Here is a 13,604-nt window from a genome sequence, read left to right on the forward strand (position 1 = left end):
CAGAAGTGTATAAGAGACAGGAGGGGTGGGGCATGGAGGTACGACTGCGCAGGGTGTACGAGCCGGTTTCGTCCGGTGACGGAAAGCGGATCCTCGTCGATCGCGTGTGGCCGCGGGGGTTGTCGAAGGAGAAGGCCCGCCTGGACGAGTGGGCCAAAGATGTCGCCCCGTCTACCGGGCTTCGCAAGTGGTACGGCCACTGTGTTGATAAGTTCGACGAGTTCACCCGTCGATACGAGGCCGAACTTGACGAACCCGAGCGCGCGGCGGCCCTGGGCCGCCTCCGGGAGCTCGCCGGGCAGGGGCCGGTCACGTTGCTCACCGCGACGAGGGACGTCGACCACAGCCAGGCCGCCGTCCTTGCGGAACTGCTGCGACACGGTGGGTAAACGTCTCCGTACTGGCCAGAATGCGCCACGGCATAAAGTCGCCATCGCGCGCCGCGTTCCGCCGCACGTCACACGGGTCCTAGAACGCTTTCTACGCGACCTGTAAGGCCATTTGAATTCTATTCATCTACTTGATGGAACGTTCCGTTCACAATGAATCCCGTTGGACGCTCCATTCTTGCTGATCACCGCAGGTGTATCGAGGTCAAGGCCCTGTTTTCGCGTGTTGAAAGTTCGTGATTGACCGTTCTAAAGAGCCAGCTTTACGCTCCCTTTGCGCAGGCTCCAGCAAGGAGGAATCGCATGCGTAAAGGGATCGTTTTTTCGGCGGTCGCTGCAATCGCCATGGCCGCCGCGACAGCGGGGCCGGCGGCGGCCGCCTCTCCCGGGTCGTATCTGGTCCCGGGTCCTGACGGCGTCACGATCGAGATCGCGACCGTCAACGGGTCCGGCTGCCCGGCGGGAACGGCCGCCGTCGCAGTCTCGGACGACAAGGAGGCCTTCACGGTCACCTACAGCGACTACACGGTCATGGCAGGCGGCGGCGCGGCTCCGACCGACTTCCGCAAGAACTGCCAGATCAGCATGAAGGTGCATGTCCCGCAGGGCTTCACCTACGCGATCTCGAACACCGACTACCGGGGATTCGCGTCCCTGCCGGCCGGTGCGACCGGTGTGCAGAAGGCCAGCTACTACTTCCAGGGCCAGCAGCAGACCGCGGCGAAGACGCACACGCTTCGGGGGGAGTACGCCGACAACTTCCAGTTCACCGACACCAACGACGTCGGTCAGCTCGTGTGGAAGCCGTGCGGCGAAGAGCGGAACTTCAACATCAACACCGAGCTCCGCGTGAGCAAGGGCTCGGACCCGGAGGAAATGGCCTTCATGGCGATGGACTCCGCCGACGGCAGCATCAAGACCATCTACCGCTTCGAGTGGATGAAGTGCCCCCCACGCACGTGGTAAGAGGAGAAGGAACCATGCGTAAAGGACTGACCGTGGCAGCGGCGGCCATCCCCGCCCTGGCGCTGGCGCTCTCCGCGGCCCCGACCGCGTCCGCCGACGTCAACGACCCCCCGCCGGACGACAAGATCACCATCAACGTGCTGACCGTGAACGGGTCCGGCTGCCCCGCCGGCACCACCGCGGTCGCCCCGGCGAGCGACAACACGGGCTTCACCGTCACCTACAGCGACTACCTCGCGCAGGCCGGCGGCGACTCCAACCCGACCGACCTCCGCAAGAACTGCCAGCTGGCCCTCCGCGTCCACGTGCCGCAGGGCTTCACGTACGCGATCGCCGGAGCCGACTATCGCGGCTTCGCGCACCTCCAGGAGGGCGCGACCGGCCTGCAGCGCGCGAGCTACTACCACCAGGGCTCGTCGCAGACGAGCCAGTCGTCGAACACGATCAAGGGCTCCTACTCCGACAACTGGCAGTTCTCCGACCGGACCGAGGTCGCCGAGCTCGTCTGGAAGCCCTGCGGTGAGGACCGCAACGTCAACATCAACACCGAACTCCGGGTGATGAAGGGCGCCTCGAAGGACACCAGCTTCATGGCCTTCGACTCCACCGACGGCAGCGTCAAGACGACCTACCACCTCGCGTGGAAGAAGTGCGACGCCTGAACCTGACGTCTGACGCCTGATCTCGGACGTCGCGTCACGCCGGGCCGCGTCCTCACCCAGGGAGGACGCGGCCCGGTCCCGAACACCCGCGTAACCAACCCCCCAATCCATGCCTGCCGCCCTCCGCCCCGCTCGATCGTGCCCGTCCCCGCGACGGGTCACGGACGAGCGGGGCGGACCGGCGGGACGAGGGGCGGAGCCTTCGCCGGGGCATGTCAAAGGCGGTGAAAACCAGGTTTTAGAGTGGAGGGGTCTTCGAGGAAGGGATCTTCACCATGCCGTTGGCCCCTCGCCTGCCGGCCCCGCCCGAGATCTTGGCCGTCCTGGAGGAGTCGTACGAGCGGGTCCTGCGGCGCGACCCGGGGGAGGCGGAGTTCCACCAGGCCGTCCACGAGGTGCTGGAGTCCCTCGGCCCGGTGCTCGCGGCGCGGCCCGGGCTGGGCGCGGCGAAGCTGGTCGAGCGGCTCATCGAGCCCGAGCGGCAGATCATGTTCCGGGTGCCGTGGCAGGACGACCAGGGCCGAGTCCACGTCAACCGCGGGTTCCGCGTGGAGTTCAACGGCGCGCTGGGCCCGTACAAGGGCGGGCTGCGCTTTCATCCCACCGTCAACCTCGGCATCGTGAAGTTCCTCGGCTTCGAGCAGATCTTCAAGAACGCGCTGACCGGGCTCGGCATCGGCGGCGGCAAGGGCGGCAGCGACTTCGACCCGCACGGCCGGTCGGACGAAGAGGTCATGCGGTTCTGCCAGTCGTTCATGACCGAGCTGTACCGGCACGTCGGCGAGCACACCGACGTCCCGGCCGGGGACATCGGCGTCGGCGGCCGCGAGATCGGCTACCTGTTCGGCCAGTACCGGCGGGTCACCAACCGGTGGGAGGCGGGCGTCCTGACCGGCAAGGGCCTGCTGTGGGGCGGCTCCGCGGGCCGGACGGAGGCCACCGGCTACGGCAACGTCCTGTTCACCGCCGAGATGCTCAGGCGGCGCGGCGAGGACCTGGACGGCCAGCAGATCGTCGTGTCCGGATCGGGCAACGTCGCGATCTACACGATCGAGAAGGCGCAGCAGCTCGGCGCGAACGTGATCACCGTGTCCGACTCGGGCGGCTACGTGGTGGACGAGAAGGGCATCGACCTCGACCTGCTCAAGCACGTCAAGGAGGTCGACCGGGGCCGCGTGTCCGACTACGCCGACCTGCGCGGCGCGTCCGCGCGGTTCGTGCCGGGCGGCCGGGTCTGGGACGTCCCCGCCGACATCGCGCTGCCGTCCGCGACGCAGAACGAGCTGGACGCGGACGCGGCGACGATCCTCGTCCGCAACGGCGTCAAGGCCGTCTCGGAGGGCGCGAACATGCCGGCGACGCCGGAGGCCGTCCACGTCTTCCAGGAGGCGGACGTCGCGTTCGGCCCCGGAAAGGCCGCCAACGCTGGCGGCGTCGCGGTGAGCGCTCTGGAGATGCGTCAGAACGCGGGTCGCGAGGCGTGGACGTTCTCCCGCGTCGAGGACGAGCTCGCCGGGATCATGAGCGCCATCCACGCCACCTGCTACGAGACCGCCGAACGCTACGGCGCCCCCGGCGACTACGTCGTCGGCGCCAACATCGCCGGCTTCGAGCGCGTCGCCGACGCGATGCTCGCCCAGGGCCTCATCTGATCCGGTCGGCTCCGCATCCGGGGCTACCGGCGGCAGAATGTCGTCCTAGGCCGGTGACGGACAGGGGGCCACGTGATGGCGGACGATTCGCAGCGCGACCGGGTGATGGCGGAGTGCCTCGCCAAGCCGGGAGCGGTGGAGGACTACCCGTTCGGTGACGACGTGGCCGTCTTCAAGGTCGCCGGACGGATGTTCGCGCTCGTCCCGCTGGGGTCATCGGCGGAGAGCGTCAGCCTCAAATGCGACCCCGACCTGGCCGTCAACCTGCGCGGCCGCTACGCCGCGATCACTCCGGGCTACCACCTCAACAAGCGGCATTGGAACACGGTGACGCTCGACGGCTCCGTCCCCGAAGAGGAACTGCTGGAGCTGATCGACCACTCCTACGACCTGGTCGTGGCGCGTCTGACCAAGGCTCAGCGCAGCGAACTGCTGCCATGAAGGCCCGTCAGGTCGTCGTCGTCCAGCTACGGAGTTTCTCGGGGTTGCGGATTACCCAGATGTGCTTGATCCGGCCGTCCGCGATGTCGAAGGCGAACACCGTCACGGTGGCGCCGTCCTGCTGAGCCACCAGGCCCGGCTGGCCGTTGACCGTGCGTTCCAGAAGCGTCATGTTGCTGAGCCTCCGTCCGGCGAGTTCGACCCAGGTGTGCGCGATCTGCTCGCCGCCCTCGATGGGGTGCAGGAAGGTGGTGGCGAGGCCGCCGCCGTCGGCGACGGCCGTGGCGCCGGGGTCGAGCAGGCCGATGAGGGCGTCGAGGTCCTTGGCCTCCCAGGCCCGCTTGAAGTCCCGGACGATCCCGGCGCGCTGGGCCGCCGGTGCCGTGGAGGGCCGCGCGTCCCGGATGCGGCGGCGGGCCGAGGAGGCCAGTTGGCGACAAGCCGCCGGGGTACGGCCGACGATTTCCGCCACTTCGGCGAAGGAGTGGCAGAAGACGTCGTGCAGGATGAACGCGACGCGCTCGGCCGGGGTCATCGATTCGAGCACGACCAGGAAGGCGAGGTTGAGCGACTCGTCCAGGGTGACCCGGTCGGCCGGATCGACGGGCCTACTTCCCGTCCGTCCGCTGATCCACTCCGTGCGTTCGGGCAGCGGCTCGGGGATCCATTCGCCCACGTAGGTCTCGCGCCGGACCCGAGCGGAGCGGAGCAGGTTCAGGCAGATGCGGCCGGCGACCGTCGTCAGCCAGGCGCCGGGCGACTCGATGGCGTCCTGCTGCAGCCGGGACATGGCGTACCAGCGGGCATAGGTCTCCTGGACGGCGTCCTCGGCCTCGGCCAGCGAACCCAGGAGCCGGTAGGCGAGATTGATCAGATGACGCCGCTCGCTCATGATCGCGTCGAGACCCGGATCGGCCCGGCCGCGTCCTGTCCCGGAACGGGTGGTCATGATCGGGTGGTCATGGTGGACGGCTCCCTCGGTCGTATCTGCCCTCACCCCTTCGACACGGCAGCGCACCGGAATGTGAGGCCGGTACGTCGCCTCACATTCCGAGGGGTCGTGTTGTCGAAGACATCATGACTACTCGAATGCCGGCGACATCGTTCGCCGACCCGGTGCCCGCGCGGCGCCTGGAGCGCGCGGCCGCCGCGCTGACCGCACACGGTTTCACCGTGGAGATCCTCGATGACGCCGCCGCGGCGCGTTCCCGCGTCAAGGATCTGATCCCGGAAGGCGCCGGCGTGCTCACCGGGGCCAGCGAGACCCTCCGCCTGTCCGGCATCGAGGCGGACATCAACGCCGGCGGACGGTACCGGGCCGTCAGGCCGCGCGTCCTAGCCATGGACCGCGCCACCCAGTCGGACGAGATCCGGCGGCTGAGCGCCACCCCCGACGTCATCGTGGGCAGCGTCCACGCGGTCACCGAAACCGGCTCCCTCGTGATCGCCTCGGGCAGCGGAAGCCAGTTGCCCGGCTACGCGGGCGGCGCCGCCCGCGCGATCTGGGTCGTCGGGGCGCAGAAGGTGGTGCCCGATTTGAGCACCGCGTTGCGCCGTGTAGAAGACCATTGCCTGCCGCTGGAAAGTGCCCGGACCCAGGCGCTCCATGGGTGGCCCAGCACCGTCAACCGCCTTCTCGTCCTCAACGCAGAACACAATTCCGGACGCGGTATCGTCCTGCTTCTCCGCGAAACCATCGGATTCTGAACAACTCTGCTCAGGATGGGGTCAGCCGTTTCTCGATGATCTCTGGTGCTGGCGGGCTTGGTGGGCTGGCGCGGCCTTTCAGATGGAGGTAAATCAACGCTGCCGCGGTCATTGCGGCAGGCCAGATCAGGTAGCGGCCCGTCATCAGCAGAAGCGCCGCAACCGCGCTGAGCGCCGCGAATGCCGAGGCGCGGGCAAGGCTGCGGCGAGGGAGAAGCCGAATGGCGGACGCCACTCCGATCGCGTACACGGTGACGAAAGAGCCGGTCGTCAGGAGTACCAGGGGTTCGGGGCCCAGGCCGATGACGGCGACTACTGCGAGGGCCAGGAACGACATCGCGGACGCGACCGTCAGGCTGCGCCTGGGCACTTGGCCCGCGACGCTGCCACGCGCTAGCCAGGACGGCAGCGCCCCATCCCGGCCGAGGGCGGCGCCGAGTTTGGCCGCCCCCGCGTAGTAGGCGTTCATCGTCCCCATCGTCAGGAGCACGGCGGCCGCGGCGGCGGGCCAGCGGGCGCCGCCGCCCAGCCCCCGGGCCATCAGTTCGCCCAGCGGCGCGTCCTCCGTGGCGGCCGCGGAGCCCAGGACGGTGATGATCGCGAACGCGACCAGGAGGTACAGGACGCCGACCACGCAGACCGCGGCGGCGGTCGCGCGGGGCAGGTCGCGTTCGGGACGGCGGAACTCGGCGGCCAGGTGCGTGATCGCCTCCCAGCCCGCGAAGCTCCACACCAGCAGGGCCGCGGCCGATCCGATCGCCGCCCAGCCGTGGGGTGCGAAGGGGGTCAGGTTGTCCCAGCGGGCGTCCGGCAGGGAGAGGGCGACCGAGGCCAGAAGGAGGGTGACCAGCAGCGCGGCCAGGACGAGCTGCAGCCTTCCCGATACGCGCAGGCCCGCCAGATTCGCGGCGGTGACCACGGCGATCAGCGCGGCGGCCGTGATGAACGTCGTCGCCGTGCCGCCGCCGACAGCGGCCGCGACGTAGGCCCCGCCGAAGAGGGCCGCGGCGGGAGCGCCCGGCGGGATCGCGAAGTAGAAGCACCAGCCCACCATCGCCGCCGCGCGGTCGCCGAACGCCAGGCGCGCGTAAGTGGACACCCCGCCCGCATCGGGATAGCGGGCGCCCAGCGCGGCGAATGTCGCCGCCAAAGGCACCGACATGACCACGAGGGCCAGCCAGGCGAGCAGCGAGGCCGGGCCCGCCGCCTCGGCGGCCAGCGCGGGAAGGGCGATCACACCCGTTCCCAGGACCGCGCCCACGTACATCGCGGTGCCCTGTCCGAAGGTGAGGTGCCCCCTGGAGTTCTCCGTCACGGGATTCAGGTTCAAGGCTGGCGGACGCGATCACTAGCGGCAGAAAAGACGGTATCCGTAGAATTCCTGCCATGAGCAGACATGTCGTCGGGCTGGCGGTGACGGCCGGCGCCCCGGTGTTCGAGCTGGCCATCCCCTGCGAGGTCTTCGGCACGGACCGCAGCGACATCGTGGACCCGTGGTACGAGCTACGGCTCTGCGCCGAGGCGTCCGGCCCGCTGGCGTCCAGCGCCGGGGTGAGCCTGCACGCGTCCCACTGCTACACCGACCTGCTGGACGTGGACACCGTCATCGTCGCCGGGCTGGCCCGTTACGCCCAGCTCGCCCCGCCGCCGGAGCTGATCGCGGCCCTGCGGGAGGCGTTCCGGCGCGGCAGGCGGATCGTGTCGCTGTGCACCGGCGCCTACGTGCTCGCGGCGGCGGGCCTGCTGGACGGGCGCCGCGCCACGACGCACTGGATGAACGCCAATGACTTCGCCCACCGGTTCCCGCGCGTGCATCTCGATCCGGCCCCGCTCTACATCGACGACGGCGACATCGTCACCACGGCGGGTTCGGGCGCGGCGATCGACGTCTGCCTGCACCTGGTGCGCACCGATCACGGCGCCGCCGCGGCCAACGAGATCGCGCGGCGGATGGTCGTGCCGCCGCATCGGGAGGGCGGCCAGGCGCAGTACACCAGGCCCGTCGCCATCGCCGAGAAGAGCGACGATCTGGCGCCGGTGCTGCAATGGGCGCTGGAGCGGCTGCATCAGCCGATCACCGTCCCGGAACTGGCCAAGGTCGCGCACATGAGCGAGCGGACGTTCGCCCGCCGTTTCCGCGACACGCTCGGCATCACGCCTCTGCAATGGCTGCTGCAGCAGCGCGTCAGGTTGGCCCAGGAATTGCTGGAGACGACCGACAGCCCGATCGAAGAGATCGCCCGCACTACGGGATTCGGGAACGGGGTCAATCTCCGTTATCACTTCGGGCGTGTCGCCGGTGTTTCCCCGCAGTCGTACCGGCACGTGTTCCGTTTCCGCGCGACCCGGCAGCCGGTCTAACGGACGGGGCCTGCCTTGATGTGACGGCCCTGATGTGACGGGTCGGTGAGCGCACCGTCTTGAACGACGACACGGCCGCCCACCATGACCGTTTCCGGGCGTCCCATCAAAGCCATGCCCTCGTAAGGCGTGTAATCGGTCGCCATATGGAGGTCAGACGTAGTGACCCGCCATTCCTCGGCGGGATTCCAGATGACGACGTCGGCGTCCGCGCCGGGCATCAGGGTGCCCTTGCGCGGGTAGAGGCCGTTCGCGCGGGCCGGGGCCGCCGCGACCAGGTCCACGAAGCGCGTGACGGGGAGGCCGCGGCGGACGACGTACTCCGAGAAGATCACCGGGAGGCGGGTCTCGACGCCGGGCAGGCCGTTCGGCATCACGCGGACGTCGCCGCTGCGCGATTCCTTCTGGACGGTGTCGTAGCAGCAGTGGTCGCTGCCGACGGTCGTGATCTCGCCGGTGAACAGGTGGCGTCCGAGCGCCTCGACGTCGGCGGCGGGACGCAGCGGCGGGCAGCACACGTACCGTTCGGGGTGCTCGCCCGCGTAGGCGGAGTCGTCCAGGACGAGATGGTGGGCGACGGCCTCGCTAAAGGCGCGGACACCGCGCCGCCGGGCAGCGGCGACCAGCTCGACGGCCTCGGCGGTGGACTGGTGGACGAAGTAGACCGGCGCGCCCACCGATTCGGCGATCGCGAGGACCTCGGCGACGGACGCGGTCTCGGCGAGGCCGGGACGGGTCGCGGCCATGTCGGCGGCGCCGATCCGTCCGGCGTCGGCGCAGCGGCGCTGGGCGTCCCCGACGATGTGGTCGGCCTCGCAGTGGATCACGACCATGCCGCCGAGCCCGGCGAGCGCCGTCATCGTGCGGAGGACGGTGTCCTCGTCGGCCATCGTCTCGCCGCGGTAGGTGGTGAACATCTTGACGGTCGTGATCCCGTCGGCGACGAGGGAGGCGAGCTGGTCGGGGACGGTGTCGTCCCACGCGACGACGCAGGCGTGCAGGGCGCTGTCGCAGAGCCCTTCCCCGGCCTTGGCGCGCTGGGCGTAGGCGACGTCGGCGGGGTTCTGGCCGGGGCGGGGGATCGCGAAGTCCACGATGGTGGTGGTTCCGCCGTGGACGGCCGCGGTGGTGCACTGGCGGTAGTCGTCCAGTGAGGTGAAGTCGCCGGACGTGAACCCGACGTGGCAGTGAGGGTCGACGCCGCCGGGCATGACGAGGCGTCCGGACGCGTCGACGACGGTCGCGGCGGACGGCGCCGTGCCGGGTTCGGCCAGGGCCGTGACGCGGCCGTCCCGGATCACCACGTCGGCGGGGCCGGTCCAGGACGCCTCGACCACGGTCCCGCCGCGGACGACCACATCGGCGCTCACCCCGCCGCCCCCGCCAGGTGGGCGCGCCAGCCGCCCGCGTCGCTGATGTCCACGACGCCGGGCAGGGTCAGCGACTCCGCGCGCATCCGCATGCACAGCGAGCCGGAGCCGTCCGCGAGCTCGATCACGCCGAGTTCCAGCTCGGGCGGCTCGCCCGGCAGGAGGTGGTCGCGGAGGATCTCGTAGGTGACGGCGTACAGCTCGCCGGGCACCGCGCGTCCGCCGGACGGCACCGGGTGCAGGCCCGGGAACTCGTCGCGGACGGAGTAGAAGCGGTACCGGGGCGCCGTCTCCGCCGGGCCGAGGAACTCGGCGCCGCTCAGCGCCGTGTTCAGCGAGCCGCCCGACATGGCCTGCCCGTTGACGAACATCCGGAGGGTTTCCATAGGTCCTTCCTGGCCGCGGGTCACGATGCGGCCTGCCGGGCGCGTTCGGCCGCCGGGTCCGGGACGGGGACGGCGGCGAGCAGCGACCGGGTGTAGGGGTGGACGGGGTCGCCGTAGATCTGCTTCCGGGCGCCGATCTCGACGAGCCGTCCCTGGTCGAGCACCGCGACCCGGTCGCAGAGGTAGTGCACGACGGCCAGGTCGTGCGCGATGAACAGGATCGACAGGTCGAGGCGTTCGCGCAGGTCGAGGAACAGGTCCAGGACCTGCGCTTGGACGGAGACGTCCAGCGACGAGACGACCTCGTCGCAGATCAGCACCTTCGGCTCCACGGCGAGGGCCCGCGCGATCGCGATGCGCTGCCGCTGCCCGCCGGAGAACGAGCGCGGGTGCCGGACGGCGTCCGGCGCCGACAGGCCCACGGTCTCCAGCAGCGCGACGGCCCGCTCGCGGCGTGCGCGGCGGTCGCGTTCGATGCCGTGGACGAGCAGGCCCTCCTCGATCAGCGCGCCCGCGGTCATCCGCGGGTTCAGCGACGAGTACGGGTCCTGGAAGACCATCTGCACGTCGCGGCGGAGCGTCCGCAGGCCGCGCCGGGACGCGCCGAGCAGGTCGGCGTCGCCGAGCCGGATCTGCCCGGAGTCGGGCTTGGTCAGCCGGGCCACGCAGCGGGCGATCGTGGACTTGCCGGAGCCCGATTCGCCGACGAGGCCGAGCACCTCGCCCGCGTTCAGGTCGAACGAGACGTCCCGCACGACCGGACGGCCGCCGAAGCTCTTGGTCAGGTTCCGCACGCTCAGCGCGGTCATCGCCCGCCTCCTTCCAAGACCTCGGTGGCCGGTGCGTCGGCATCGGCCGGAGCGTCGGCATCGGCCGCGCCGTCCGGTGTGCTGAGGCGCCGGGACGGGTCGTCGTCGATGCGCGGCACCGAGGCGAGCAGCCCGCGCGTGTACGGGTGCTGCGGCCGGGCGTAGATGTCGTCCACCGGGCCGTGCTCGACGGGGACGCCGTCGCGCATGACGACGACCCGGTCGGCGAAGCCCGCCACGATCCCGAGGTCGTGCGTGATGAGCAGCACCGACATCGAGCGCTCGGCCGCCAGCTCCCGCAGCAGCGTCAGGACCTGCGCCTGCACCCGCACGTCGAGCGCGGTGGTGGGCTCGTCCGCGATCAGCAGCGCCGGTTCGGCGATCACCGCGATGGCGATCACGACGCGCTGCCGCATCCCGCCGGAGAACTGGTGCGGGTAGTCGTCGAAGCGGCGGCCGGCGTCGCGGACGCCGAGCCGCCCGAGCAGCTCGACGCCGCGCCGCCGCGCCTCCTTCTTCCGGACGCCCCGGATGAGGAGCGGCTGCATGATCTGCCACCCGATCGTCATCACCGGGTTGAGGGACGCGAGCGGATCCTGGAAGACGAGGCCGATCCGGGCGCCGCGCACGTCCCGCATGGCGCGGTCGGGGAGGGCGAGCAGGTCGGTGCCGTCGAGGTCGACGCGGCCTTCGAGGTCGGCGTCGCGGTCCAGGCGCAGGACGGCCCGCGCCGTCACCGACTTCCCGGAGCCCGACTCGCCGACCAGCGCGACCTTCTCGCCCTGGGCGACGTCGAGGTCGACGCCGCGCAGGACCTCCACGGGTCCGTCCGGGCCGGGGAAGCGGGCGCGCAGGCCCCGGAGTTCCAGCAGCGAGGTCATGACAGCCTCCCGCGCAGCGTCGGGTCGTTGCGGACGCGCAGCCAGTCGCCCACGAGGTTGAACGAGACCGCGGTGAGCATGATCGCGAGGCCGGGGAACACGACCGCCCACCAGCCGTTGGTCAGGTTCGCCGCGGAACCGCTGATCATCGCGCCCCATTCGGCGGACGGCACCTGCGCGCCGACCCCGACGAACGACAGCCCGGAGATGACGAGCATGACCGCGGACACGTCCAGCGTCGTCTGGACGTAGAGGGTGTTCAGCGCGTTCGGCAGGACGTGCCGGAACACCAGCCGGGGCGTGGACACGCCGAGCGTGCGGGCGCCCTCCACGTACTCGGCGTCGCGGACGTCCCGGACGAGGGTCCGGACGAGCCGCGCGTAGCCGGGCCACCAGGTGAGGCACAGCGCGATCACCGCGGAGCGCAGGCCGGGGCCGAGCGCGGCGGCCAGCCCGAGCGCGAGGATGATCGGCGGCAGCGAGAGCCCGATGTCGCAGATCCGCATGAGGACCTCGTCGACGGCCCGGCCGCCGAGCGCGGCGAGCGTCCCGACGAGGGTGCCGATCAGCGTGGCGACGGCGATCACGATGACGGTCGCCAGCAGCGACACCCGCGCCCCGTGCAGCACGCGGCTGAGGATGTCGCGTCCGGTGGCGTCCGTGCCGAACCAGTGCTCCCCGGACGGCCCGTGCAGCGCCTGCGGCAGGTTCACCGCGTAGGGGTCGTGCGGCGCCAGCAGCGGGCCGGCGACCGCGATCAGCACCATCGCCGCCGCGACGCCCAGCGCGATCCGGTCCACGACGGTCGACCGTCCGGCGGGCGCGAGGAGGCGGCGCGGCAGGGGCCGTCCGGCCGGGCCCTGCGCCATGGGAACCGTTGCGGGCTTCATGACGCCGCCCCTTCCAGGACGTCCTTCTCCCGCGGCTCGCCGCCGGGAACGGCCGCCGCGGCGCGGGCGCGGGCGGGCTGGCGCAGGCGCGGGTTGAGCCACAGCTGGACGAGGTCGACGACGATGTTGGCCAGCACGAAGACCACTCCGATCACGAGCACGGTGCCGATCACCGCGTACAGGTCGTTCTGCAGGACGGCGTTGACCGCGTACGCGCCGATCCCCTTCCGCCCGAACACCGACTCGACCAGCACGGTGGAGCCGAGCATCCAGCCGAGCTGCATGCCGAGGATCGTGCTGACCGGGACGAGCGCGTTGCGCAGCCCGTGCCGGATCACGACCCGGCGCTCGGACGCCCCGGTCGCGCGGGCCAGCGTCACGAAGTCCGAGTCCAGCACGCTGATCATGGACGAGCGGACGGTGCGGGCGACGACCGCGATGAACGCCGCCGCGAGCGTGACGGCGGGCAGCAGCAGGTGCGACACCGCGTCCCAGAACGCGCCCGGGTCGCCGCTCAGCAGCGCGTCCACCGAGGTCATCCCGGTGATGGACGGCACCTCGCGGCCGAAGCCGAGCTGCCCGGTGAGCGGCAGCGCGCCGAGCCGGTCGGCGACCACGAGCTGGAGCATCAGCCCCAGCCAGAACACCGGGACGCCCGCGCCGAACAGCACGATCAGCCGGGCCGCGAGGTCGGCGGCGCGGCCCCGCCGGTACGCGGCGTACACGCCGAGCGGCACCGCGACCAGCACGTTGATCAGCATCGCGGCGAGGACGAGTTCGAGGGACGACGGCAGCGCCTGCCCGATGTCGTCCAGCACCGGCCGCTGGGTGAAGACGGACGTGCCGAGGTCGCCGCGGAGCAGGTCCCCGAGGTAGCGGGGGAACTGCTCCCACAGCGGCTTGTCGAGGCCGAGCCGCGCGGACACCGCCGCGACCTGCTCGGCGGTGGCGTTGCGCCCGGCCGCCGCCCTCGCGGGGTCGCCGGGCAGCACCTGGGTCATCAGGAACGTGACGACGCCCAGGCCGAACAGCACGACGACGCTGGTGACGAGCCGTCTCAGCAGGAAACGCGCCATGCCGTGCCTCCCCT

General features: G+C 70.9%; 15 protein-coding genes. 7 read left to right on the top strand and 8 right to left on the bottom strand.

Going from position 1 to position 13,604, the window contains the following annotated elements; genetic code table 11:
- From E1287_RS29295 to E1287_RS29315, 5 genes are all read left to right on the top strand, one after another.
- Positions 1-389: DUF488 family protein (locus E1287_RS29295; RefSeq protein ID WP_347813993.1), on the top strand; the 389-nt coding region annotated here is incomplete at its 5' end.
- A gap of 303 nt (positions 390-692) precedes the next feature.
- Positions 693-1,355 carry a DUF4360 domain-containing protein gene (locus E1287_RS29300; protein WP_165969231.1) on the top strand — a complete coding sequence of 221 codons (663 nt, stop codon included), beginning with the start codon at positions 693-695 and terminating at the stop codon, positions 1,353-1,355.
- A 14-nt stretch (positions 1,356-1,369) separates the two neighbouring features.
- Positions 1,370-2,017 (top strand): DUF4360 domain-containing protein, encoded by a 648-nt coding sequence (locus tag E1287_RS29305; RefSeq protein ID WP_131968463.1) that lies wholly within the window; start codon positions 1,370-1,372, stop codon positions 2,015-2,017.
- Positions 2,018-2,292: 275 nt separating this feature from the next.
- Positions 2,293-3,669 (top strand): NADP-specific glutamate dehydrogenase, encoded by a 1,377-nt coding sequence (gene gdhA / locus E1287_RS29310; RefSeq protein WP_131968465.1) that lies wholly within the window; start codon positions 2,293-2,295, stop codon positions 3,667-3,669.
- 75 nt (positions 3,670-3,744) lie between these two features.
- Positions 3,745-4,110, top strand: a complete 366-nt coding sequence (locus E1287_RS29315) for an MmcQ/YjbR family DNA-binding protein (RefSeq protein ID WP_131968467.1) — start codon at positions 3,745-3,747, stop codon at positions 4,108-4,110.
- Positions 4,111-4,117: 7 nt separating this feature from the next.
- On the opposite strand, the gene sigJ is transcribed toward E1287_RS29315, so the two are convergent.
- Entirely contained in the window at positions 4,118-5,059 is a 942-nt protein-coding gene (sigJ, locus tag E1287_RS29320; protein WP_131968469.1) for an RNA polymerase sigma factor SigJ, read from the bottom strand.
- 140 nt (positions 5,060-5,199) lie between these two features.
- On the opposite strand from sigJ, the gene E1287_RS29325 reads away from it, so the two are divergent.
- A complete protein-coding gene (locus tag E1287_RS29325) occupies positions 5,200-5,817 on the top strand; it encodes an LUD domain-containing protein (RefSeq protein ID WP_243719514.1) in 618 nt (205 codons plus the stop codon).
- Positions 5,818-5,827: 10 nt separating this feature from the next.
- On the opposite strand, the gene E1287_RS29330 is transcribed toward E1287_RS29325, so the two are convergent.
- Complete coding sequence (locus tag E1287_RS29330; RefSeq protein ID WP_207934529.1) at positions 5,828-7,132, bottom strand: amino acid permease; 1,305 nt, start codon at positions 7,130-7,132, stop codon at positions 5,828-5,830.
- A gap of 71 nt (positions 7,133-7,203) precedes the next feature.
- Here E1287_RS29330 and E1287_RS29335 point away from each other — a divergent pair, with 71 nt between their 5' ends.
- Positions 7,204-8,178 (top strand): helix-turn-helix domain-containing protein, encoded by a 975-nt coding sequence (locus E1287_RS29335; protein ID WP_131968473.1) that lies wholly within the window; start codon positions 7,204-7,206, stop codon positions 8,176-8,178.
- Here the strand turns inward: E1287_RS29335 and hydA are convergent.
- The 6 genes from hydA to E1287_RS29365 are packed head-to-tail and all read right to left on the bottom strand — an operon-like array spanning position 8,175 to position 13,590.
- Positions 8,175-9,548, bottom strand: a complete 1,374-nt coding sequence (gene hydA, locus E1287_RS29340; RefSeq protein ID WP_207934530.1) for a dihydropyrimidinase — start codon at positions 9,546-9,548, stop codon at positions 8,175-8,177. The two genes, E1287_RS29335 and hydA, sit on opposite strands and share 4 nt — an antisense overlap.
- Positions 9,545-9,934: a gamma-glutamylcyclotransferase gene (locus E1287_RS29345; RefSeq protein ID WP_131968475.1), complete on the bottom strand. Its 390-nt coding sequence runs from the start codon at positions 9,932-9,934 to the stop codon at positions 9,545-9,547. Before E1287_RS29345 ends, hydA begins: the two co-directional genes overlap by 4 nt.
- A 20-nt stretch (positions 9,935-9,954) precedes the next feature.
- Entirely contained in the window at positions 9,955-10,743 is a 789-nt protein-coding gene (locus E1287_RS44975; protein ID WP_131968477.1) for an ATP-binding cassette domain-containing protein, read from the bottom strand.
- Positions 10,740-11,624 carry an ABC transporter ATP-binding protein gene (locus E1287_RS44980; RefSeq protein WP_131968479.1) on the bottom strand — a complete coding sequence of 295 codons (885 nt, stop codon included), beginning with the start codon at positions 11,622-11,624 and terminating at the stop codon, positions 10,740-10,742. The genes E1287_RS44975 and E1287_RS44980 overlap by 4 nt, the downstream gene beginning before the upstream one ends.
- The gene (locus E1287_RS29360; protein ID WP_131968481.1) at positions 11,621-12,514 is read right to left on the bottom strand and encodes an ABC transporter permease; all 894 of its coding nucleotides are present in this window, start codon (positions 12,512-12,514) and stop codon (positions 11,621-11,623) included. The genes E1287_RS44980 and E1287_RS29360 overlap by 4 nt, the downstream gene beginning before the upstream one ends.
- A complete protein-coding gene (locus E1287_RS29365) occupies positions 12,511-13,590 on the bottom strand; it encodes an ABC transporter permease (RefSeq protein ID WP_131968483.1) in 1,080 nt (359 codons plus the stop codon). Before E1287_RS29365 ends, E1287_RS29360 begins: the two co-directional genes overlap by 4 nt.
- Positions 13,591-13,604 lie beyond the last annotated feature (14 nt).

This window comes from Actinomadura sp. KC06 (genome assembly GCF_004348735.1).
In the GTDB taxonomy this organism is placed as follows: Bacteria; Actinomycetota; Actinomycetes; order Streptosporangiales; family Streptosporangiaceae; genus Spirillospora.